The organism is Lysinibacillus sp. FSL M8-0355, assembly GCF_038008985.1.
GTDB lineage: Bacteria > Bacillota > Bacilli > Bacillales_A > Planococcaceae > Lysinibacillus > Lysinibacillus fusiformis_D.
On the sequence record NZ_JBBPAI010000001.1, the window covers coordinates 2,243,122 to 2,264,869 of the forward strand.

General features: G+C 39.1%; 21 protein-coding genes and 1 pseudogene. 15 read left to right on the forward strand and 7 right to left on the reverse strand.

Annotated features, from left to right (window positions below):
- Positions 1-53: 53 nt before the first annotated feature.
- On the reverse strand, positions 54-1,250 hold the full coding sequence (locus MKY46_RS10990; protein WP_340834173.1) for a class I SAM-dependent rRNA methyltransferase: 1,197 nt from the start codon (positions 1,248-1,250) through the stop codon (positions 54-56).
- Between the two features lie 62 nt (positions 1,251-1,312).
- Positions 1,313-2,230 carry an alpha/beta hydrolase gene (locus MKY46_RS10995; protein ID WP_340834175.1) on the reverse strand — a complete coding sequence of 306 codons (918 nt, stop codon included), beginning with the start codon at positions 2,228-2,230 and terminating at the stop codon, positions 1,313-1,315.
- A gap of 161 nt (positions 2,231-2,391) precedes the next feature.
- Here MKY46_RS10995 and MKY46_RS11000 point away from each other — a divergent pair, with 161 nt between their 5' ends.
- Complete coding sequence (locus tag MKY46_RS11000; RefSeq protein WP_036126163.1) at positions 2,392-2,868, forward strand: dihydrofolate reductase; 477 nt, start codon at positions 2,392-2,394, stop codon at positions 2,866-2,868.
- An 87-nt stretch (positions 2,869-2,955) separates the two neighbouring features.
- On the forward strand, positions 2,956-3,420 hold the full coding sequence (locus tag MKY46_RS11005) for an HIT family protein (RefSeq protein WP_340834177.1): 465 nt from the start codon (positions 2,956-2,958) through the stop codon (positions 3,418-3,420).
- A 13-nt stretch (positions 3,421-3,433) separates the two neighbouring features.
- Here MKY46_RS11005 and trhA read toward each other — a convergent pair whose 3' ends face one another.
- Entirely contained in the window at positions 3,434-4,069 is a 636-nt protein-coding gene (trhA, locus tag MKY46_RS11010) for a PAQR family membrane homeostasis protein TrhA (RefSeq protein ID WP_036126159.1), read from the reverse strand.
- A 275-nt stretch (positions 4,070-4,344) separates the two neighbouring features.
- Between trhA and MKY46_RS11015 the strand changes: the two genes are divergently transcribed.
- The 6 genes from MKY46_RS11015 to tnpA all read left to right on the forward strand — a co-directional run bounded on the left by MKY46_RS11015 (position 4,345) and on the right by tnpA (position 8,745).
- The gene (locus tag MKY46_RS11015; RefSeq protein WP_036126157.1) at positions 4,345-5,187 is read left to right on the forward strand and encodes a DegV family protein; all 843 of its coding nucleotides are present in this window, start codon (positions 4,345-4,347) and stop codon (positions 5,185-5,187) included.
- Between the two features lie 433 nt (positions 5,188-5,620).
- The gene (locus MKY46_RS11020; protein ID WP_230593921.1) at positions 5,621-6,550 is read left to right on the forward strand and encodes a GDSL-type esterase/lipase family protein; all 930 of its coding nucleotides are present in this window, start codon (positions 5,621-5,623) and stop codon (positions 6,548-6,550) included.
- Between the two features lie 4 nt (positions 6,551-6,554).
- Complete coding sequence (locus MKY46_RS11025; protein ID WP_036126152.1) at positions 6,555-7,136, forward strand: YpmS family protein; 582 nt, start codon at positions 6,555-6,557, stop codon at positions 7,134-7,136.
- Between the two features lie 12 nt (positions 7,137-7,148).
- Positions 7,149-7,682 carry a peptide-methionine (S)-S-oxide reductase MsrA gene (msrA, locus tag MKY46_RS11030; protein WP_058843200.1) on the forward strand — a complete coding sequence of 178 codons (534 nt, stop codon included), beginning with the start codon at positions 7,149-7,151 and terminating at the stop codon, positions 7,680-7,682.
- Positions 7,675-8,103 carry a peptide-methionine (R)-S-oxide reductase MsrB gene (msrB, locus tag MKY46_RS11035; RefSeq protein WP_340834182.1) on the forward strand — a complete coding sequence of 143 codons (429 nt, stop codon included), beginning with the start codon at positions 7,675-7,677 and terminating at the stop codon, positions 8,101-8,103. The genes msrA and msrB overlap by 8 nt, the downstream gene beginning before the upstream one ends.
- A 168-nt stretch (positions 8,104-8,271) precedes the next feature.
- Positions 8,272-8,745: an IS200/IS605 family transposase gene (gene tnpA, locus MKY46_RS11040; protein WP_036129052.1), complete on the forward strand. Its 474-nt coding sequence runs from the start codon at positions 8,272-8,274 to the stop codon at positions 8,743-8,745.
- Positions 8,746-9,444: 699 nt separating this feature from the next.
- On the opposite strand, the gene MKY46_RS11045 is transcribed toward tnpA, so the two are convergent.
- Positions 9,445-11,286: a methyl-accepting chemotaxis protein gene (locus tag MKY46_RS11045; RefSeq protein ID WP_036126144.1), complete on the reverse strand. Its 1,842-nt coding sequence runs from the start codon at positions 11,284-11,286 to the stop codon at positions 9,445-9,447.
- Between the two features lie 251 nt (positions 11,287-11,537).
- Here MKY46_RS11045 and MKY46_RS11050 point away from each other — a divergent pair, with 251 nt between their 5' ends.
- Both MKY46_RS11050 and deoD read left to right on the forward strand, forming a co-directional pair.
- Positions 11,538-11,750, forward strand: coding sequence for a YozE family protein (locus MKY46_RS11050; protein ID WP_036126142.1), 213 nt, complete (start codon positions 11,538-11,540; stop codon positions 11,748-11,750).
- A 213-nt stretch (positions 11,751-11,963) separates the two neighbouring features.
- Entirely contained in the window at positions 11,964-12,671 is a 708-nt protein-coding gene (gene deoD, locus MKY46_RS11055) for a purine-nucleoside phosphorylase (protein WP_036126140.1), read from the forward strand.
- 421 nt (positions 12,672-13,092) lie between these two features.
- Here deoD and MKY46_RS11060 read toward each other — a convergent pair whose 3' ends face one another.
- The 3 genes and pseudogenes from MKY46_RS11060 to MKY46_RS11070 form a co-directional block, all read right to left on the reverse strand.
- Positions 13,093-13,332, reverse strand: coding sequence for a hypothetical protein (locus tag MKY46_RS11060; protein WP_036126137.1), 240 nt, complete (start codon positions 13,330-13,332; stop codon positions 13,093-13,095).
- Between the two features lie 311 nt (positions 13,333-13,643).
- Positions 13,644-13,871 carry a hypothetical protein gene (locus MKY46_RS11065; protein ID WP_036126135.1) on the reverse strand — a complete coding sequence of 76 codons (228 nt, stop codon included), beginning with the start codon at positions 13,869-13,871 and terminating at the stop codon, positions 13,644-13,646.
- 429 nt (positions 13,872-14,300) lie between these two features.
- A pseudogene (locus MKY46_RS11070) lies at positions 14,301-15,260 on the reverse strand (beta-propeller fold lactonase family protein); the annotation flags it as partial.
- 476 nt (positions 15,261-15,736) lie between these two features.
- Between MKY46_RS11070 and MKY46_RS11075 the strand changes: the two are divergent.
- From MKY46_RS11075 to MKY46_RS11095, 5 genes are all read left to right on the forward strand, one after another.
- A complete protein-coding gene (locus MKY46_RS11075) occupies positions 15,737-17,335 on the forward strand; it encodes an AraC family transcriptional regulator (RefSeq protein WP_036126134.1) in 1,599 nt (532 codons plus the stop codon).
- A gap of 118 nt (positions 17,336-17,453) precedes the next feature.
- Positions 17,454-18,422, forward strand: a complete 969-nt coding sequence (locus MKY46_RS11080) for an ABC transporter substrate-binding protein (RefSeq protein ID WP_340834186.1) — start codon at positions 17,454-17,456, stop codon at positions 18,420-18,422.
- A 545-nt stretch (positions 18,423-18,967) separates the two neighbouring features.
- Positions 18,968-19,390: a GNAT family N-acetyltransferase gene (locus MKY46_RS11085; RefSeq protein WP_036126132.1), complete on the forward strand. Its 423-nt coding sequence runs from the start codon at positions 18,968-18,970 to the stop codon at positions 19,388-19,390.
- Between the two features lie 65 nt (positions 19,391-19,455).
- Positions 19,456-20,109 carry a DUF2306 domain-containing protein gene (locus MKY46_RS11090; RefSeq protein WP_036126129.1) on the forward strand — a complete coding sequence of 218 codons (654 nt, stop codon included), beginning with the start codon at positions 19,456-19,458 and terminating at the stop codon, positions 20,107-20,109.
- A 232-nt stretch (positions 20,110-20,341) separates the two neighbouring features.
- Positions 20,342-21,379, forward strand: coding sequence for a serine hydrolase domain-containing protein (locus MKY46_RS11095; RefSeq protein ID WP_036126125.1), 1,038 nt, complete (start codon positions 20,342-20,344; stop codon positions 21,377-21,379).
- The last annotated feature ends 369 nt before the right edge of the window (positions 21,380-21,748 follow it).

Below are 21,748 nucleotides of genomic sequence, written 5' to 3' on the forward strand. Positions count from 1 at the left end.
TTTTTATATAAAAAGACAGAATCATAAAGAAATGATTCTGTCTTGAATTCCTGTTAGTCCATTTTTTGAATAAAGACGACCTTCAAATAATTAAATTCAGGGTATTCACGTGAAACACGGAAATCCTTTGGTAAACCGTATTCCTCTACAATTTTATAGCGTGTACGGGTTTCTTTAAATGCTTGGTCAATAAAGCCTTTGAACTTTTTCATCCCAAAGCTAGCATTATTTGTGGAAGCGACAATGATGCCATTTTTAGCGGTAATAGCAATGGCATCCTTCAGTAATTTAGGGTAGTCCTTTGCTGTTGAAAATGTCATTTGCTTCGTACGGGCAAAGCTAGGTGGGTCTAATACAACAAGATCAAATTGTAAGGCGTGACGCTGCGCATATTTAAAATAATGGAAAACGTCCATTACTTTAATATCCTGTGCTTCATAATCAATTTGATTCACACTGAATTGCTCAATGGTTTTGGCAAGACTGCGTTTAGCTACATCCACACTTGTTGTTTTCATGGCGCCTCCTAGAGCAGCTGCCACTGAAAATGCTCCTGTATAGGAGAATGTATTGAGCATGTTTGTATGGTTTGCATAACGCTCACGAATAGCCAAACGTACCTCGCGTTGATCTAGGAAAATCCCCGTCATCGCTCCGTCGTTTAAATGAACTGCGTATGTCATACCATTTTCCTTCACCATGATTGGAAATTCACCAGGCGTGCCCGCCACAAAATCATCCTGTTCAATATACTGCCCTTTGCTATCAAAGCGTTTTTTCTCATAAATAGCTTGGTAGTTCACCGTCTCAGCAAGCGCCTCATATACGACATCTTTCAAGGAGTAAATGCCCTCACTATACCAGCTCACCATGTAGTAGCCATTAAAAAAGTCAATCGTGAGACCGCCGATGCCATCTCCTTCACCATTAAATACACGAAAGGCTGTTGTGTTTTCATTGTTGAAAAATGCTGCACGATTGTCGATGGCTTTTTTGAATTTTTTCATGAAAAAAGTCTTATCGATGGTTTCGTTCACGTCAGTTGTTAGCACCCAGCCAATCCCTTTATTTTGAATACCGTAGTATCCTGTACCAATAAAACGATTATGGTGATCCATGAGCTTGAGAAGCGTACCTTGCTCAGCAGGTAGGCGTCTTGCATCGACCGCATCCTTTGAAATAAGGGGATAGCCTTTTTTTAATTGCTCAGAATAGGGCAGTTGTATTTGTAATGTCATTGTTTGTGTCATCATGTCATCCTTTAAAAAACGTTTTGCTCTATTATCGCACTGTTTGAGCTGGATAGCCAAACTTATTTCAAGAATTCCACAATTTTTGCCACCGTTTCGTTTGTGGCATCTTCAAAATAATTCATTTTACTGAAATAACTATGAATTAGACCTGGCATTGTGACATGTTCTACTACAACGCCACCAGCTTTTAGTTTTTCTGCATAGCTTAGTCCTTCATCATAGAGAACATCGGCCTCAGCAGCTATGATGATTGTTTTAGGCATGTTACGAACATTCTCTAACTGAAGAGGGGACACGAGCGGGTTTGTAAAGTTTGCTTCATCTGTATAATGCTGAGAGAACCACTGCATGCCCTGTGCATCTAAGCCGTAGTTTTCACCAAAAAGCTGATAGGATTCCGTTGTAAAGTCGACATTTGTCACGGGATAGATTAGTGCTTGAGCTTGTAACGCTGGACCACCCAATGTAGTAGTTAAGTAAGCAACAACGGTAGCTAAATTTCCACCTGCACTGTCCCCAGCAACAGTTAAGCGATTGACATCTCCACCAAAGGCTTTGATATGCTCAGACACCCATACTAAGCTATCGTAGGCATCATATAAGGGAGTTGGGAAGGGGTATTCTGGTGCTAAACGATAGTCTACTGATACGACAATCGCCTGTGCTTGGTCTGCTAATAGCTGACAGCCTGCATCGACAGACTCTAAATTGCCGTAAACCCAGCCACCACCATGGTAATAAACAATGACAGGTAATGTTTTGTCAAGGACAGGCGTATAGAAACGAAGTGTAATGTCAGCTCCATCTCGCACCGTAATATTGTAATCTTTGATGGATGCTAGCTTTGGTCTGTGTGGTGATTGCCAAAGCGTAGCTGTGCGCATTGCTCTTGCTTCCTGTGGGGTAACTTGGTAATAAGGTGTGCCCGTATGCTGGGCTTCAATATAATGAACAGCTTCTTTTCTTAAAGTAGTCATCTTCATCATTCCTTTATCGTGACGTTGGATATCTCTATTATAAACTATTCATATAATTTTACTATGATTTAATTTTATAAAAAGAAAATTCATTCATAAATGAGGTGAAATACGCTCATTATGTTTATAATAAAAAAGATGAAAGTATTTGGAGGGACAGTATGATTTCTTTAATTGTGGCACATGATGACAACCATGTCATTGGTTATAACAACGGGATGCCTTGGCATTTACCAGGAGATTTGCAGTATTTTAAAGAGAAAACAATGGGTAAGCCGATGATAATGGGACGTAAAACATTCGAATCCATTGGTCGTCCACTTCCAGGGCGTCGCAACATTGTCATTACGCGCGATGAGAACTACCAAGCGGATGGTATTGAAATCGTGACAAGCTTAGAGGAAGCATTAGCACAAGCTGGAGATGTACCTGAAATCATGATTATTGGTGGTGAGCAAATTTTCCGTTTAGTAATGGAGAAGGCAGATCGTTTATATATTACAAAAATTAATCATGCCTTCCAAGGAGATACCTATTTCCCAAGCTATGAGCAGGATTTTATTGAAATATCATCAGAAAAGCCTGAAACAGCACCAGAAGGCTATACATTCCAATATCAAATTTTTGAACGTAAATAGTGGTGAGACAAGCGCGGTTTTAGTAGACCGTGCTTATTCTGTGTTTAGGGGAGATTCGATGGGAAAATAACATTATTGAGTGGAGAAATGGCTCATGTTGATTGTTTGAGCTGTGCAATCACAAGTGGACAAATTGAACCCAATGGAGGTGTTGTCGTTGAAACGGATTATTTTCACGCTCACCAGGATGTAGCGTACCCCATAAAGGGATTAGTCATTTTAGCTTCAAAACGTCATATTCATGGCTTTGATGAATTAAAAGAACATGAAAAAATGGACTATATTAACCTCTTAACAACAATTAGAAAGGCTCAAAGGGAAGTATTAGGTATAGAATATGTTTATTACTTTTACAATGAAGATACGACACACCACTTTCATACTTGGATGGTGCCTCGCTATGAGTGGATGAATGGATTTGGGCGTTCTGTTGAATCCCTAAGACCAATTTTACTGCATGCTAGGCATAAATTGAATGATGAAGAGAATGACAAAGAGGTAAAGGAAGCCATTGCGCTTTTACGAGAATCCATAAAAAAACGCTCCTTATGAAGGGAGCCTTTTTTTATAAATAGAAATAGACACAAGCATACATAGAAGCACAGCCCGCCAGTACAAAAAGGTGCCAAATCGCATGGTTGTAGGGTAGGGAGCGCCATGCATAAAACATTGCTCCAATGGTATAGAATAGCCCACCTGCTAGCAGCAAAGCAAAGCCATAAAAACCTAAGTAGAGATAAACGGGCTTAATGGCGAAAATAATTAACCAGCCCATACCAATATAAAAAATCAAGGAAAGTACTTCGAAACGATTAATAAAGAAACATTTAAACAGTACACCGAGTACAGCGAGTGACCAAATAATACATAATAATGTCAAGCCTAGTGTGCCACCAACAGCAATTAATAAAAACGGCGTATAGGTGCCGGCAATTAAAATATAAATGGACGAGTGGTCCAAAATAGCAAAAAAGTGTTTATATTTTCCTGGCATACTGTGTAGCAATGTAGACATTAAAAACAAAATGATGACAGACGCACCAAAAATGCTAAAGGTTGTAATATGTAGTGCATTTCCTGTTTGGACGGCTGCTAACAATAAGACAACCAGTGCCGGAATACTAACAACGAAACCAATACCGTGTGTAATGGCATTCCATAGCTCTTCTTTCCATGATTTATAGTCAAATGAATCCACCATTTGAAACACTCCTTTCGTTCATGTATTTACTATACCCCAATAATTTATTCTTGAACATTTACATTTGTCATATATTTCATATCAAAAATGTCATAAGGCTGTCATATTCTTTGAGGGGCATTGATAGACAAGAGGTGGGCGAAAACGCTATAGTATCCAAGGTAGCGTTTACATGCAAGTTAGGACAGGGCATTACCTAATGACAAATGTCATGTTTACATAATGATTCATTAGTCTATATAATAAATTTTAATGAAGTAAAAGGATGTGTCGAAGTGGGACGAATTCATATAATAACGGACTCAACTTGTGATTTAACAAAAGAAGAAGTAGCACAACATGGCATACATATCGTGCCTTTAACGATTCAAATTGATGGTCAAACATATACAGATGGTGTGGATTTAGAGCCGCAGTCTTTTTTAGGCTTAATGAAAAATGCGAAAAATTTACCGAAAAGTTCACAGCCAGCTCCAGGGAAATTTAAAGAATTATATGATGAGCTTGGGAAAGATGGGGATCGAATTATCTCCATCCATATGACAGGTGGTATGAGCGGAACAGTGGAATCGGCACGCCAAGCGGCACAAATGACAGACGCTGATGTAACGGTCATCGACTCACGCTTTATAGCGATTGGTCTCGCTATTCAACTACGTGAAGCCATCCGCATGCGTGATGAGGGCGCAACCGTAGAGGAGATTGTGGCACGTTTGGACAAAGTACGTGACAATACCTACCTATATGTTATTGTAGATACGCTTGAAAACCTAATTAAAGGTGGTCGAATTGGTAAAGGAAAGGGCTTTATCGGTTCACTTCTAAACATCAAAGTCATTGCCAACCTTGAAGGCGGCGTTTACAACCCTGTATCAAAAGTACGTAGCCATAAGCAGGTAGTCAATTACTTATTTAAACAATTTCAAGAAGACACAGCTGGAAAAACAGTTAAGGCAGTGGGCATTTCCCATGCAGATGGCCTATTAACGATGGGCAATCCATTAAAAGCCTTAATCGAAGAGACGGGTTTTAACGATGTAGAAATTGCATTCACATCCCCAATCATCTCGACACACACAGGCCCAGGAGCCATCGGTTTTATTTATTTTGCAGAATAATAGTGAGGAGCTACTACATAAGTAATTGTAGTGGCTTTTTTTCATGCTTAGATCATATTGGACACATTCGAGAGATGAGCGTTTTGTACGACTGCTTTCTAAATAAGAGCGCTTTACCGCTAAAGAAGAGTAGCTTCGCATTTGCCTCAAGGCTGAGCGGCTTCGAATGAGGCATGAGCGCATTTGCCTCAAGGCTGAACGACTTGGAATCAGATGAGAGTACTGCCATCAAAGGTGAGCGACTTTACTCGAAATAAAACACTTCACCACCAATCATGAACAAACACTAGCTATTCCTATTATAAAGCCACATTACCCAGTGAAGAAACTTGGCAGGAGCACAAAATTATGGAGAACTAAGGGTTAGTCACTTTTCATTGCGGCATGAACTATTCTATAATAGAAGTAATAGAAAGGGATGGAAGGTGGTCAAATGGACATTTGGCGATTTATGTTGTCGTGTTTGACCGTCTTAGTACTAAGTGGTTGTGCAATATCAATCGATGAACCGAATCCGCAAGCAGAACCTGACGGTGAGCAAGCAGGGACGGAGCAAGATATGACGCAGGATGAGCAACAAACAGAGGATGAGGAAAAACCCTCTAAGAATATGTTGACACAAATATTTGAACATTTTTTTGAGCCATCAGCAGAGGATTTATCGCAAATTGATGAAGAACAAGCAAAGCAACTACATTACTTGGCACTTGGAGATTCATTAACAGATGGTGTCGGTGATGAGTATAGTCAAGACGGTTATGTTGGAAGATTAGCAGATTCATTGCTCGCATGGCCCTCGATTTCAGATGTAGATGTAGATAATCGAGGCAAACGAGGTAGACGCAGTGATCAACTACTAAAATTAGTGAAAAAAGGGCATTATGATGAAGAGTTGCAAGAAGCACAGCTTATTTCCTTAACAATGGGTGGCAATGATGTCATGAAGGTCGTCAAGCAGGATTTATTTAACTTGAAGCGGGACGCTTTTGATAAGGAGCTGCGAGCATATAAAGAACGTTACAGCAAAATCGTAGAAGGCATTCGTGCAAAAAATCCGACAGTGCCCATACTACTCATTGGTTTTTATAATCCATTTTCAATTGTAACCAATGAGGCGAATGAATTTGATACAATTATCACAGAATGGAATAATGTGATTGAAGAAGTAGCAAGCAAGGATTCCAATGCTTGCTATGTATCAGTAGAAGATTTATTTGATTCAAATGAAGAGCTCGTCTATCATACAGATTTTTTCCACCCGAACGCAAAGGGATATGAAAAAATGACAGAGCGTATATTAGCAGCAATGGAGCAGTGTGGTATGGAAAAAAAGATTAACAAGGCAATAGGCTTCGAGGAGTGACAAAATGAATAAATGGAAAGTCGCGTTTTTCGCCTTAGCAGGCACAGTGCTTTTTGCAATCCTCCTCGTCGTTTTTTTAGCAACTAGACCAGTGGATGGCGTCAACGTTGCGAAGAGTTCAGCAGGTGAAAGTGAAAGCAAAGGGAATGTACTCGTTGTGCAAACAACAACAAAGGAATTAGAATCGATATCGAAAAAGTATTTAAAGGATGCAGCGAAGGGCTCACCTTTACCGCTTGATTTTACAATTGGTAATGATATTCAATTACGAAGCACCCTAACGGCATTTTATACGGAAGTTCCGATTTCCATGAATTTTGAACCGATTGTAGATGACAAAGGCAATATTATTTTAAAGCAGACGAGAATGAATGTTGGACTACTGAAAATTCCACCAGAAACGACTATGAAAATTATGCGCGATTCGGTGGAATTTCCTTCATGGATTACGGTGCATCCGAATGAAGCGGAAATTTATATCGATTTATCCCGCATCAACATCGCTTCAGGATCACGTGTCCGTGCCAAAGAATTAGACTTACCAAATGATAAAATTCTATTGGAAATTATTGTTCCTGGTGAATAAGGAGTGAAAACAATGGCAAAGCAATACGCAACCTTTGCAGGGGGCTGTTTTTGGTGCATGGTCAAGCCCTTTGACGAAACACCTGGCATTGTCTCAGTGCTATCAGGCTATACAGGTGGACATGTTGTCAATCCTACCTATGAACAGGTATGCTCTGAAACGACAGGTCATGTAGAAGCTGTACAAATCGTTTTTGATGATGAATTATATAGCTACGAGCAATTACTAGCGATTTTTTGGACATTGATTGATCCAACTGATGCAGGGGGTCAATTTTTTGACCGTGGAGAGTCTTACACAACGGCCATTTTCTATCATGATGAGGAACAACGTGAGTTAGCAGAACGCTCGAAGGCAGATTTAGCAGCGTCTGGGAAATTTGATAAACCAATCATGGTAAAAATCCTGCCAGCCAGCACCTTTTATCCGGCTGAGGATTATCACCAGCATTATTATAAGAAAAATCCAATGCACTATGAGCGCTATTCGATTGGATCCGGTCGCAGAGCGTTCCAGGAGCATCACTGGGGGAATAAACATGAGTAAAGAACAACGTTTAAAAGAATTAACAGATATGCAATATTACGTCACACAGGAAAATGGCACTGAGCCCCCATTCCGCAATGAATACGATGATCATTTTGCAGAAGGCATCTATGTAGATATTGTTTCTGGGAAACCATTATTCAGCTCACTCGATAAATATAACTCAGGCTGTGGGTGGCCAGCTTTCACCAAGCCGATTGAAAAAGAGCAAGTAACCGAGTTTTTCGATACATCCCACGGCATGCGTCGTGTGGAGGTGCGCAGTAAAGAAGCGGATTCCCATCTAGGACATGTCTTCCCAGACGGTCCAAGTGAGCAAGGAGGCTTGCGCTACTGCATTAACTCAGCAGCGCTCCGATTCGTCCCCAAAGAAGATTTAGAAAAAGAAGGCTATGGCGAGTATCAATCGTTATTTAAATAATCCAATCCTAGCAAGGTAGCTCTTGCTAGGATTTTTTTGTGTGCTTTGAAAACCCCCTGCTATGCAGGGGGTTCCGGAAAGCTTTTAGCTATGGACAATAAAAAAACTCCAAACGTACAATAAAGTCAGGTCTAGTCAACCGACTTCGTACGAAAGGAGCCACCATAAATGGATAATAAAAGTTTAGCACATACAACGTGGAATTGTAAGTATCATATCGTCTTTGCGCCAAAGTATAGAAGGCAGATTATTTATGGTCAAATTAAAGCAGATGTTGGAAGAATATTGCGCCAATTATGTGAAAGAAAAGATGTAGAAATCATAGAGGCAACAGCCTGTCCTGACCACATTCATATGTTGGTAAGTATTCCACCGAAATTGAGTGTATCTGCGTTCATGGGTTATTTAAAAGGGAAGAGTAGTCTAATGATTTTCGACCGACATGCGAATTTAAAGTATAAATACGGTAATCGTCAATTCTGGTGTCGAGGATACTATGTGGACACAGTCGGCCGAAATAAGAAAAAGATACAAGAGTATATAAAAAATCAATTACAAGAAGATATCCTGCAAGATCAAATGACGATGAAAGAATTCATTGACCCATTCACAGGAGAAGAAATCAAGAGAAAGAAAAAATAAGTAAGCCGCTTTAGCGGTTTGTGTGAAAACGGAGTGCGGTTGGCAGACCATTCAGAATGTCTTTAGACATGGGCCAGTACCCCAGCGTTTCACGCGCAGAGCAAACCACCAGTTATACTGGTGGTTCTGATTGTTTTGTAACCTTAAGGTGATGAATTTACTGATGAGAAGGAACTTGCAAAGTGGAAGGGAGACTTTGCAGATTGAAGGATAGAACTCATAGATCGATGGATAGAAGCAGCAAAGTAGAGGATAGAACTCATAGATCGATGGATAGAAGCAATAAAGTGGAGGAAAGCCCAGCAAAATGAGAGGAGAGTCAGCAGAGTGGAGGAGAAAACGCTTAGATTGGTGGATAGAACCAGCAAAGTAGAGGATAGAACTCATAGATCGATGGATAGAGGCAATAAAGTGGAGGATAGAACTCATAGATCGATGGATAGAAGCAATAAAGTGGAGGATAGCTCAGCAAAATGAGGGGAGAGTCAGCAGAGTGAAGGATAAAACGCTCAGATTGGTGGATAGAACCAGCAAAGTAGAGGATAGAACTCATAGATCGATGGATAGAAGCAAAACGAAGGAAAGCCCACCATTTCAACAGAGAATCCTTTATTTGAATGATCGAATCTTCAAATTGAAAGGATAGCCCCTCAAAATGCAGGAGGAACCAGCAAAATGCTGGATCCTCCTTCGAGTGACTTATACTTTAAATTCGCTCACTAGGTTACGTAAGCTATCTGCTTGTTGGGCGAGCTCGGTGGCTGCTGCGTTGATTTCCTGCATGGATGCGGAGCCCTGTGTTGCGGCTGCTGCTGAGGTTACCGTGTTGGCTGCTGATTGCTCGGCATAGGCATTGACATGCACGAAGTCACTTGCTACTGCATTGCTAGAGTCAAGTGTAGTCGCAATTTTATCTACCATAGCTGCGATAATCGTCGTTGTTTCCTCTGTATGCGTTAAAATATTGGCTAAGGATTGGTTCGTTTCATTTGTTACTTCCACGCCTCGGATAACAGTTGTCACTCCTTCATGATTTTGGGCAATGATTGACGTAACTTCCTGCTGGATGGACGTCACAATCGTTGTTACTTCTTTCGCTGCGCTTTGTGATTGCTCTGCAAGCTTGCGAACTTCATCTGCTACAACTGCGAAGCCTCGTCCATGTTCGCCAGCGCGTGCCGCTTCAATGGCCGCGTTTAATGCGAGAAGATTTGTTTGCTCAGAAATGGCTGTGATGGTGCCGATAATCGATGTGATGTCGGCAGATTTACGACCTAATGCTTCGACCGTGGACGTTGTGGAAGCCATCGTTTCTTCAATGGATTGCATAACAAGCGAGGATTGTTCCACAGAGCGGCTGCCTTCATCTGCTGCTTGCTGCATAGCGACAGAGGCACGATGGACGGCACTTGCTTGTTCATTTAATTGATGCACGGCATGCTCTAAGTCGCTCATCTTTTGCTGGGCACTATTCATACTTGAAATCGTATTGTCACTATCACTGGCAATATCAGCTGTGGCATCAGCAATATCCTGAATCGTTCGTGCATTTTCATCAGCTAACGACATCAGCTCCTGGCTACTGCTTGATACATGATCCGCTAATTCACTGACACGGCGAATTAAATTAGAAATTGACTCGATTAATGTATTCGTCGAGGCCGCAATGATTGAAAATTCATCACGATTACGTACTTTTACACGTCTCGTCAAATCGCCTCCTGCCTGTGCAATATCAAGGATGGAGTCATTAATAGCCTGTGTATTTCGTTTAAGTGATTTAAAGAGCATATAACCAAAAATGATGATTGCTAAAAAGCCAACAATTGACACGATAAAGAACGTAGTAATGGAAAGATTGACCTGTTGATTAAGCTTGTCTAATTTGGTTTTATTCGACTCGTCCATGACCACATTAATAGATTCAATATTGTTATCGATATGCGTTTTCATCGTTTCCCCGGTGGCACCCATCATGAGCTTACGGGCTTGTTCAAGTCCGAGTTCGTCGCGCATCGTCATGACTTTGTCTGAATAATCTAGGTAATTTTTATAATATTGCTCAATGGCCTGCATATGACTTAGCTCTACTTGTCGTTCTTGAAATTGTTCTTTTAAGGCAGACAGCTTTTTGTTAATAGTATCAATTTTCATATGATAAGAAGTAGAATAAATACCATTCCCTGTAATTAAATAGGATTGTTCTAAATTTGTTAGTCGAGCAATTTCATACGCAAGCTGATTGACAGTTAACTGCTCTTGGACGTTTTTCTTCGTAAAGTCTTCCATTTGCTGCTGCAAATTTTGTATATTGACATAAGACAATATACCCATGATGCCGTTAATCACAATAAGCAGTGCAAACATAATAAGCACTTTGCCCCGAATTAAATGGTAAAAACGTTGTCGTTTTACTTTAATAGGAGGGGGATTGTTCCCGGGTTCTTCTTTTGTAGCAGCTTGCCTTTTCCTCAAAAAGCTAAGCATAAAGAGAGACGGGCGTTTTTTCGCTGTATTACGAGTTTTTTGAGTTTTTTTCATCGCCATCACCTTCCTATTTTTTTCAATAATCGATTTCAATTTTATCTTATTTTACTAGATATTTCTATTATTATTTCTAAAAATTTAAATTTTTCAGATAAAATATACCGTGACTAAAGTCAGTATTGTCCGAGAAAATAGTTCTAAAAGCATGAATAGGTAAAATATCTTAGTGGTGGGAATTATGACGAAAGCTATTTTTTTTGATACACTAGCGAAAAGCCATTGTTTTAAAAAGGGGAAATTGTTTCATGAAAAAAAGTTTTTATTTGTATGTATTAACATTCCGAGGAGGTGATTGGTCAGACCCTAAAGTTCGCTTTGCAGAGGAAATGTTTCAGGAGCATAATTTTCCAAAACAGAGCACAGACTTTCATGAGCTGTCCGACTATATTGAATCCTACGCTACGGAAAACTTAACAATCGAAACATTCGATACTTTATGGGCGCTTTATGAGGAATAAGCTTGCTTGTATGAAAAGATCGATGATGCTTCGGCGAATTGGCGTCCAGATTTTTCGGGCAAAAGAGTAGAAGTTAACCTAAGCGCTTTATGTTCTGAACTGCGTTGCTGAATCAAGATAAATATTTTTAGTTGCTAGACGTCTAGCATTGCGTAAATGACAGAAACACAGTATTATTTATAGTGATAACTGACAGAAAAGAGGGATTGTAGTATGAGTATTCATATTAATGCAAAAAAAGGTGAAATCGCTGACACAATTTTACTTCCAGGAGATCCATTGCGTGCAAAATACATTGCAGAAACATTTTTAGAAGATGTAATTTGCTACAATGAAGTACGTAATATGTTTGGTTATACAGGTACGTATAAAGGTAAACGTATTTCTGTACAAGGAACAGGTATGGGTGTGCCATCTATTTCTATCTATGCAACAGAATTAATGCAAGAATATGATGTGCAAAAATTAATTCGTGTAGGTACTTGTGGTGCAATTCAAAAGGATGTGAAAGTGCGTGACGTCATTTTAGCGCAAGGCGCAACATCAGACACACGTATGAACCAAATCATTTGGGGTGGTGCTATCGACTTCGCACCAATCGCTGACTTTGACTTATTATTAAAAGCTTACAACGCAGGTAAAGAGGCTGGTCTTAACTTACAAGTAGGGAATATCTTCACAGCAGATTTATTCTACTCAGACGAGCACCAAAACGAAAAACTAGCACAATATGGTGTGCTAGCTGTAGAAATGGAATCAGCAGCCCTTTACACATTAGCTGCCAAATTCGGCCGTAAAGCACTTGCAGTTCTAACAGTAAGTGATCATATTATCACAGGCGAAGTAACAACTTCTGAAGAACGTCAAACAACGTTCAATGACATGATCGTGGTAGCGTTAGACGCAGCGATTCAAGACTAAGCTTACCAAGGGTTTATTGAATTGGACTAAATTTCAAAGGATTAACCTTTAAAGACTTATATGAATGGCCTATTAGGTGACTGAGTAAATCAGAGCCTAATGGGCTTTTTAAATCGAAGTGATTTGAGGAAGCATTACATAAGGACTTGTCTGTAACGACTGCTATTTTAATTTTTGGATAGGTTGAAAGTCACTTCTGATTACACTTTCATTTTTATCGCTTTAATAATTAGTAAAATTCCTAAAATACATAAACTCCCAGATAAAGCATGAAGGATTATATTCCATCCTTCACTGACATTCTGGAAATATTTGATAGATAAAGCTACACCATATAAGCATAATAATATACCCCAAATTCCTCTAAACAATTTCATATAATTCCTTCATCCTTCTTTAATTTTTAATAATGGCTATTACTTTAATTACTCTTATTTTGATTCGTACTAAAAATACTGATAAACGATACTACGCACAGCAGGAACAGTAAAAATAATCTTAACCAATCCATGGAATGCCAAAATTCTCCACCACTAACAATAGAAGGACTTGTACCATACTCATCAACATAAATACCTAAATTCCAAAATAATTTAAGCGAAATAAGTAATGAGAAAAAACTTAGTAAAAATACAGCGATTGATAAAATCGGTTTCTTCATTTTAAATCCCCTTTTGAATAAAATTATTAACTAAATACCACCTAATTTTACCATAAATAACCGTTGTATCAATAAGCTGGTGTGCTTCTTCTTTTTCAAGTGCCACAGAACAGCATTGAGCGAATCGAGATACATTAAGATGGATAATTAGTTACGTAATTTGCTCTCTGCTGTTACATTAAAACCTTGCATTAATGGCTTTATTGGATTGACACAGCAAGCGGTTTATGGACTGATATGTGAGAGAGCCTGTGCGAGCATAACAAAAGGACTTGCCATTAGCAAGTCCTGTTTAAATAATAGAAAACTCATTATTGTAGACCAAATTCTTCTTTCATGCCTAATGTACCGTTATAAAAAATTAATTGAGCAGAACCGCCACTAACTCCTTCATACCAATAGGTCTCTGTTGTAGCATTGGGTGTAGTCATATCTCCTCCAAATTCACCTATACCTAAAATGGATTCTACTTCCTCGAGAGACATTCCCTTCACAGTTGCCTTAACTGCGTTCACGATAAGATTTTGTGCTATTTCCACCCAAAATTGATTGGCTTCATCCAGTGCAGACTCTAAATAAAACTCGGATTCAAGTTCAGCAACAGCAACTTCTTCTTTATTAACAGCCTCTATTTTTTAAAAAAACCTATCAAAGAACCCCATTAATTGCACACCCTCTAATTTTATTGATAAATGATTTTAGTCATTCTGCTTATTTGCTAAATAAACATTTTGTCTATTATAGATGGTAACATAGAGGAACATAAAATAGTATATAAATGGTAAAAACGAATGAGACTTACTACTATTTCAAAACTAGATGAGCATTCAACGTTTTAGCATTCGCTCATTACATCATGATATAGGCAACCAACTCTAGACGACCATTTGATTAAGATGGTCGTCTAGAGTCGGTTGCTTTTTCTTTAATTTGACTTGCTACTTCTTGTTCGCCAAGGGTGTCAAAAGCTAGTTGCAGATGGTGCCCGTTTTTATACCAGTAGGACCGTTAAATCCAGGGATTGTAGCAATGACCATATTGGTCGCTATATCGATAACAGATACTGTATTGTCCACTTGGTTCGTGACATAGGCAAATGTTCCATCAGGCAAAATCGTCACTTGGTCAGGAGATGATCCTACAGGAATTGTAGCAATCACCGTATTAGTAGCTATATTGATAACCGAAACCGTATTGCTACCTTTATTGACAACGTAAATAAGTGTTCCATCTGGTGTAATGGCTGTTCCTACAGGTCCTGTGCCGACAGGGATTGTAGCAACTACTGTATTGGTTACAGCATTAATGACGGATACAGTGTTGCTATTTTCATTTGTCACGTAAGCAAATTGTCCACTCAATGTGAAAACAATGGACCTTGGGCGAATGCCGACAGGGATTGTAGCGACCACCGTATTCGTAGCTGTATTGATAACAGATACTGAATTTGAATTTTCGTTTGCAATATAAGCAAACGCGCCATTTGGAGTAAAAGCAATGCCTTGAGGCTGGAGCCCTACTGGGATAGTTGCGGTTACAGTATTAGTGGCTGTATTGATGACAGATACCGTGTTAGATCCATGATTGGATACATAAGCAAGTGTTCCATTCGGTGAAATGGCGACACCTAAAGGATTAACCCCTACTGGAATGGTAGCGATTGGTGTGTTTGTGGCAGTACTAAAGACCGTAACATTATCCGAGAAGAGCGCTGGAACATAACCAAATGCTCCGTTTGGTGTAATCGCTACTTCGAGAGGAGCAGATCCTACGGGTATGTTTGCGACTATCGTATTTGTCGCCGTATCAATCACAGATACTCTATTATCAGGCAATACTAGCTGACCAGCGTCTGTCACATATACGAGATAGTTACAACTTGGTGGTATCGGTAAAAATGGTGGTTTACATTTACAACGACAACAAGGACAGCAACAACGACAATGACAATTTGGATTTGATTTTAGCTTGAATTTTTTTAAAGATTGATGTTTTTTCTCCACACGAACACCCTTCCTAACATATAGTGATACTATATGCGTACAGAATTGGGCTTATTGTACGTTCACCTAATTCAAATACTTCTGAAAAATGTGGTGGTTGTATAGGATGGTTTGATGAAAGTGATAAAGATAAACTTCCAAAATCAGCATTTTGCCTATTAGGTGAAGGGATTTCTTTCAGTATAATGGCCTTGTATTTCCTTCTAGCAGTATGCCCATCCATGGTGTCACCTTATTATTAATAACTGGTTTTGTTGAAAAATTCCAAATATCAGGAATATACCATATATAAGCAAAGCTGATTGATTTTAAAAGCCTTTTGGATTTTTTATGGTAGATTATAGTTTAGTTGTTTTAAAATAATATTCAACACTATATATGACAGGGGAGGGTCTAGGAAAATGCTAACATATGAGCTTCTGGATTTAAGACTTCTAGCGGACGAGGGAACACTGAGTCCCGCTACGCTGACAGGGTTATTTCCAATGATTATCATTCCTACACAACCGATAGTTATTCGAACAGGGCAACGTACTTGTCGTATAGGAAAAGGGCAATTCGTCTTGCTTTTGTACCCGGAGAAGGACAGCCATATCGTCCCGAGCACTAGCGAAGGATTTATGCCTGTTTACAGCATCTCGTTTAATAGTTATCGATTGGCTAAACGTGAGAAAGAAGCGTTATTATATGTGATTGATACAGCCCATTTGCCTGCGCATGGGCAGGTCATGGAATTTCCTCGATATGCGGTAGGGCTGCTGAAAAATTTGATAGGGCAGTTTTCTCAAACGCAGAAACTAAATGCTGCCCCTAAGCTCCATTTGCTTCTGCACGAGTTCCTCGATACGATTTTTGAAAGAAAGAGTATTGATAACAGTTTTGTGACGAACGATCAAGCTATTCAGCAGGCTGTTACATATATCAAACAACATTTTGAAGCACCGCTAACACGTTCTTTTATGGCCAACATGACAGGCTTTAACGAAAGCTATTTCTCCTCGCTGTTTAAGAAGGAAACAGGGTGGAGCTTTGCTGAGTATGTGAATCAAATTCGGGTTGACCAAGCGAAGCTTATGCTACTTGGAACAAATGACAAATTGCAGGATATTGCGTTGAAAACAGGATTTGCAGACGGCTCGTATTTGGGAAAAACTTTCACCAAGTATGTTCATCTTTCACCTAGTAGCTTTCGCAAGAGGAAGCAGAGCAACCGTATCGTTAGTATACAATTTCTTGGGGCATTACTCGCATTGGGAATTCAGCCTCTCGCTACAACACGAGAGCTGCTTCAATCATCCCAGCTATTGCACAGACGATTGCCGAACATAGTAGAGATAGAATCTTTTGACCAAATAGAAGTGATACATCAACTAGCCCCGGAGTTAATCGTGGCACCAACCTATTTTTATAACTACCCTGAAGTAATGAAAGCACTCGAACAAATTGCTCCTGTTCTGACGATTCCATGGGGACAGTTAGACAAGCTTGAAGAGGTGCGACTGCTTGGGACACTCCTTGGGCGAACACAAGAGGCTGAAGATTGGATTGCGCAGCTACAGCAGTCCGCCATAGAGGCAAGAAAAGTCATCACACCATTTCTTCAGTCAGGCTCAACAGCAGGTATCTTTGAATTAAGTCACGATAACTTATGGCTGATCCCTTATCTATCGGTGCGCTCCGCCTACACTTTATACCAGCTATTAGGACTACGAGCTCCTCAGACCATTCAACAGGAGGTACTTCAACCTGGTAAACATCTGAAAGTTAAAGAGCAGGATTTGCCCCTGTATGCGGCCAATCATATGTTTTTAATCGTACCTACTGATGATACAGAATCTTTCCGCACCAAACTGATGCAGCGTTCCGTGTGGCAACAGTTAGTGTATGAACAAGGCTGCCAATTACACTTACTTAAGCTTAATGAATTTTGGTTTGATGATGGTCTGTCTTTGGAGATTCAACTTGATGTAATAGTAAAATTGTTCACTAATCAAAGTTAAATCCAACAATTTTCCCTATGCAACATCCAATTTATAGGCGTTGTCCTTGTATAAGACTGCCTCTATAATGAATATATCATCGCGAATGATAATCATTATCAAACAAGGAGGTACAATCTTGTACTTACATAAGGTGTTAAAATCAATAGTATTTCTTGCTTTACTCGCTATACTGACGGCTTGTGGCAATGCCAATGACAGCGCCGATTCCAATACTAATAAGGACATTTCCAAAACAGCTGAAACAACAGAATCAGCTACAAAAATAATCAAAACACAACGTGGTGATATTGAAATACCACGTCAAGCAAAGCGGATTGTAACAGACGGCTATTTACCAGAGTTACTTGTGTTAGGTATCAAGCCAATCGGCTCTACCCAATGGGATTTGGAGAACAAAGTAATTCAAGATCAGATTGATGGCATTGAAACCACTGGGGAAAGATCATTGGAGACAATCGTTCAGCTGAAACCGGATTTAATCATCACTTGGGTGGGTGATGAAAAGATTCTTCAGCAGTATGAGAAAATCGCACCTACGCTTGCGCTCCCTTATAGCTCTTCAGGTGATATTTATGAAATAATGCGTCTTTTGGGCGATGCTTTGGACAAAAAAGATGGAGCCGAGCAATGGATTAAGCATTTAGATAAGACCGCAGAGGAAGCACGAGCACAGCTTGCGAACATTATTAAACCCGACGATACTTTTGCACTTATGGGCGTTTTTGTAGTAGATAAAGGATTTTATATTTATGGTGACGGAGGCTATAGGGGTGGTGAAGCCATCTACAAACATCTTCAATTAAAGCCACCAGCGAAACAACAGAAGGAAATGATTGGGAAAGAGTCCTATCGACAAGTTTCGTACGAAGTCATTCCTGAATATGCTGGCGATTATATTTTCATCGATCAGGGAGATTTAATCTCAGAAGTATGGGGTGAGAGTGAGGGACTTTGGAAGTCACTAGACGCCGTGAAGAATGACCGAGTGTTCAAGCTGGACCCAGATTTATTCTGGGGCAATGATCCAATATCATTAGAGCTGCAAATCAAAGAAGTAGTAAAAATGTTAACTAATAAACAATGAGAATGACATACATCATTAAAGGCCGCTCGTGATGAGTGGTCTTTATTGTTGTTAGATAAAAAATAAATATACATTTATTTGTAAAAAAAATGAAGCTTTACGGTACAATGAAAAGAGGCTTACTAATAGCAACTCTTTTGGCAGTAAGTGCAATCTTTATTTATTGTAATAAATTATTTTATCCTCCTTTGCCAATCGACTCCCTCACATCAAAGGAAGCCATACAAAAATTAAATACATTTCCCTTTGATTTAGTGGCGCTCTTCGATGATAAGAATGTAACTTGGTACATCCCAGCAAAAATAAGAATGACAAACAATAGGTCCATCATACACCTTCTTTCTATTTTTACGATCATTGTAACAGGTATTTAGTAGTTAGATGGAGGTGCTTTTAATGGAGAGAGACGGTTGGTCAGGAGCTGAATTCATTAGATAAACAACGGTTTCGTATAGATAAAATAGGTGACTATTAAAATGGTAGAACATGATAGTAATTGACACATTATTCAATGACTACTGATAGAAATAGAGAGGTAGCGTTTTATGAAACAAATTCAATCAAGCAATATCCAACCCGAAGTGAAAGTACTATTATCCTATGCCACTTCAGACAAGAAAGTAGCTAGAGAGTACCAATTATATATGGAAAGTCCAGAAAGAGAGTTATATGGCTATAGCATCGAGCAAGACATGGTGGGGTGTATCGGAATCGCAAAGAGGGATGGAAATCACTGTGAAATTAAACATCTTGCTGTATCACCAACGAATCGTGGAAAAGGGATTGGACGTGAGATGATTCGATATTTGAAAGAACACTATTCATTTTCTACGATTTATGCAGAAACGGACGAAGAAGCAGTCCATTTTTATAAAAATATTGGGTTTCACATTACAAGCTTAGGTGAAAAATACCCAGGTGTGGAGCGTTTTGCCTGCCTTTACAACTGCACTACTAATAGTCTGTAACGGCTATTTTTATGTCAGAGCGTAGTCAATTGCAATGTTAGGTTTCAAAAGAAAGGAGCTACAGAATGAGAAAAAAATGGTGGTTTATTGTAAGTGGCTTGGCGATAATGATAGCGGGCTATTCGGTCGTTCAATATATCGTATTCCATGCACAACAGGCTGGGTTTGTTCAATTAAAGCTCATGCTTAGCGCTACATTGAATTCCTTTTGGTATAGTATGCTTTACATTCATATCATTTTTGGTGTATTAGCCCTCGTAATCGGCCCTTTTACATTGTCCTCCACCTTAAGAGAGAAAAATATGAAACGTCATAAACGATTAGGTAGCATCTACATGGTTAGTATTTTGTTCGGTGGTGTGGCAGGACTTTATTTAGCATTTCACGCAACTGGGGGATGGGTAGCACAGCTAGGCTTCGCTTTATTATCTATAGGCTGGCTCATCACAATGTTTCAAGCACTAGCTAACATTAAAAAAAGAAACATCCAAGGACATCAAAAATGGATGCTAAGAAATTATGCTTTAACCTTTGCGGCAGTGACATTGCGAATCTACCTCCCCTTATTTACTGTATTATTTGGCTTTGAAAATTTCCAGTATAGTTATGCCGTCATCGCGTGGTTGTGTTGGGTGCCAAATTTATTCGTGATGGAATGGTATATTCAGCGCAAGCTTCATATTTTTATAGACAATCGACATGTAACAAAGACGACTTGATTTGCAATAGATTAAAGAGAGTGTAAAGCATAGTGAATTCAATAATCACTAGTAATAATTTCTGTGCTTGTAAAGATAGGATACCAGCAATTGACCCTTTAACCATTCCTCAGTATGCACAGCCTTCTCCTCATAATTATGCGAATATTCTCGACAAGGTAACAGTAGTAGAGTATTGTTTTAGTAAGAGAAGTTATTATTTAGTTAATTTGGATAAATAAGGGGAATGACTATGCATACAAAATTGCAAAATGTTATAGTGGACATACAACAGAATCTTGATTTTTCGGGAACAATTCTAGTGGAAAATCAAGAGAAGGCTGCCTTAGTCAATCAAAGCTTTGGCTATGCAAATCGCTCGGAGCAAATTGAAAATAACACAAAAACGCGTTTTGGTATTGCATCTGGCTGTAAACTTTTTACTGCAATTGCTATTTGTCAGCTTATCGAAAAAGGAAAGCTTTCTTTGGATAGTAAACTAAGTGACTGTTTAAACCATCATTTTAAGCATTTGGATGAGCAGATTACTATTGAACATCTGCTAACGCATACTTCAGGAATTGCAGATTATTTTGATGAGGAAGAAATGGAGAATTTTGAAGAATTATGGGTTGAAAATCCAATGTATCAACTTCGAACATTGCGTGATTTCTTACCTTTATTTCAGGATCGGCCGATGAAATATAGAGTAGGGGAGAGATTTCATTACAACAATGCCGGGTATATTTTATTAGGCTTAGTTATTGAGCATATTTCTGGTATGAACTTTTCTGACTACATTCAAAAAAATGTATTTGATCCAGCGAATATGAAGGAATCGGGCTATTTCTCGTTAGATTCTCTACCATCTAATACCGCAATAGGATACATAGATAACCCGGATGGTACATGGAAAACAAATATCTACTCCTTACCTGTAAAAGGAGGTTCGGATGGAGGAGCATTTGTAACAGCGAGGGATATGTCAAGGCTGTGGCATGCGCTGATGAACTTTGACCTTTTAAGTGAAGCTGTCACAACACAACTGCTAACGCATCATGTTGAGATGAATGAAAGTGATAGTTACGGGTATGGTGTATGGATTAAGAAAAACAGTGACCAATCTATTTTAAAATATCATGTGATGGGATATGATCCAGGTGTGTGCTTCCATTCAGCTTATTATCCTGACTGCTCAACCAAAGTAGTTGTCTGTTCAAATAAATCGAGTGGAGCTATGAACATCATGAAGGGCATAGAAGCAGCATTATTATCAGCTCAACCCTTATAAAATAAATAGAGCCTATGTGGAAACGGCTCTAATGTTTAATAGCATTGGTCGAATATCGCCCTTGTGTGTATGTGCCTTTTCTTCTCATTACCTATGAAGCTATTGACTGCTTGCGAGTGTATAACTAATACTCCAAACAATTAATATAAAGGTTATTATGACAATCCTCGATTCAGTCGTTGTCGTGTATTGTCCCTTACTGAATTTTTTGAGTAGCTTAATAAGGTAATAGCTAAACAAAAAAGCGTAGAGGGGCATTAAATAAAAATTACTAAAGAAAAAAAACATTTCCATAGCTGAACAACCTTTCTTATCCTTATTAAAAATCAAAGGATTATTGTGCAAACTGATTAAAAAGGAGCTACTTTA

Bases quoted from the DNA above. Each gene is read 5' to 3' on its own strand.
- MKY46_RS11005 (WP_340834177.1), top strand. From the start codon at position 2,956: ATGGCTCATGTTGATTGTTTGAGCTGTGCAATCACAAGTGGACAAATT.
- MKY46_RS11045 (WP_036126144.1), bottom strand. From the start codon at position 11,286: ATGAAAAAAACTCAAAAAACTCGTAATACAGCGAAAAAACGCCCGTCT.
- MKY46_RS11090 (WP_036126129.1), top strand. From the start codon at position 19,456: ATGAGAAAAAAATGGTGGTTTATTGTAAGTGGCTTGGCGATAATGATA.
- msrA (WP_058843200.1), top strand. From the start codon at position 7,149: ATGGCAAAGCAATACGCAACCTTTGCAGGGGGCTGTTTTTGGTGCATG.
- MKY46_RS11075 (WP_036126134.1), top strand. From the start codon at position 15,737: ATGCTAACATATGAGCTTCTGGATTTAAGACTTCTAGCGGACGAGGGA.
- MKY46_RS11095 (WP_036126125.1), top strand. From the start codon at position 20,342: ATGCATACAAAATTGCAAAATGTTATAGTGGACATACAACAGAATCTT.
- MKY46_RS11085 (WP_036126132.1), top strand. From the start codon at position 18,968: ATGAAACAAATTCAATCAAGCAATATCCAACCCGAAGTGAAAGTACTA.
- MKY46_RS11020 (WP_230593921.1), top strand. From the start codon at position 5,621: ATGGACATTTGGCGATTTATGTTGTCGTGTTTGACCGTCTTAGTACTA.
- MKY46_RS10990 (WP_340834173.1), bottom strand. From the start codon at position 1,250: ATGACACAAACAATGACATTACAAATACAACTGCCCTATTCTGAGCAA.
- trhA (WP_036126159.1), bottom strand. From the start codon at position 4,069: ATGGTGGATTCATTTGACTATAAATCATGGAAAGAAGAGCTATGGAAT.
- MKY46_RS11000 (WP_036126163.1), top strand. From the start codon at position 2,392: ATGATTTCTTTAATTGTGGCACATGATGACAACCATGTCATTGGTTAT.
- MKY46_RS10995 (WP_340834175.1), bottom strand. From the start codon at position 2,230: ATGACTACTTTAAGAAAAGAAGCTGTTCATTATATTGAAGCCCAGCAT.
- MKY46_RS11050 (WP_036126142.1), top strand. From the start codon at position 11,538: ATGAAAAAAAGTTTTTATTTGTATGTATTAACATTCCGAGGAGGTGAT.
- MKY46_RS11025 (WP_036126152.1), top strand. From the start codon at position 6,555: ATGAATAAATGGAAAGTCGCGTTTTTCGCCTTAGCAGGCACAGTGCTT.
- msrB (WP_340834182.1), top strand. From the start codon at position 7,675: ATGAGTAAAGAACAACGTTTAAAAGAATTAACAGATATGCAATATTAC.
- deoD (WP_036126140.1), top strand. From the start codon at position 11,964: ATGAGTATTCATATTAATGCAAAAAAAGGTGAAATCGCTGACACAATT.
- MKY46_RS11060 (WP_036126137.1), bottom strand. From the start codon at position 13,332: ATGAAGAAACCGATTTTATCAATCGCTGTATTTTTACTAAGTTTTTTC.
- tnpA (WP_036129052.1), top strand. From the start codon at position 8,272: ATGGATAATAAAAGTTTAGCACATACAACGTGGAATTGTAAGTATCAT.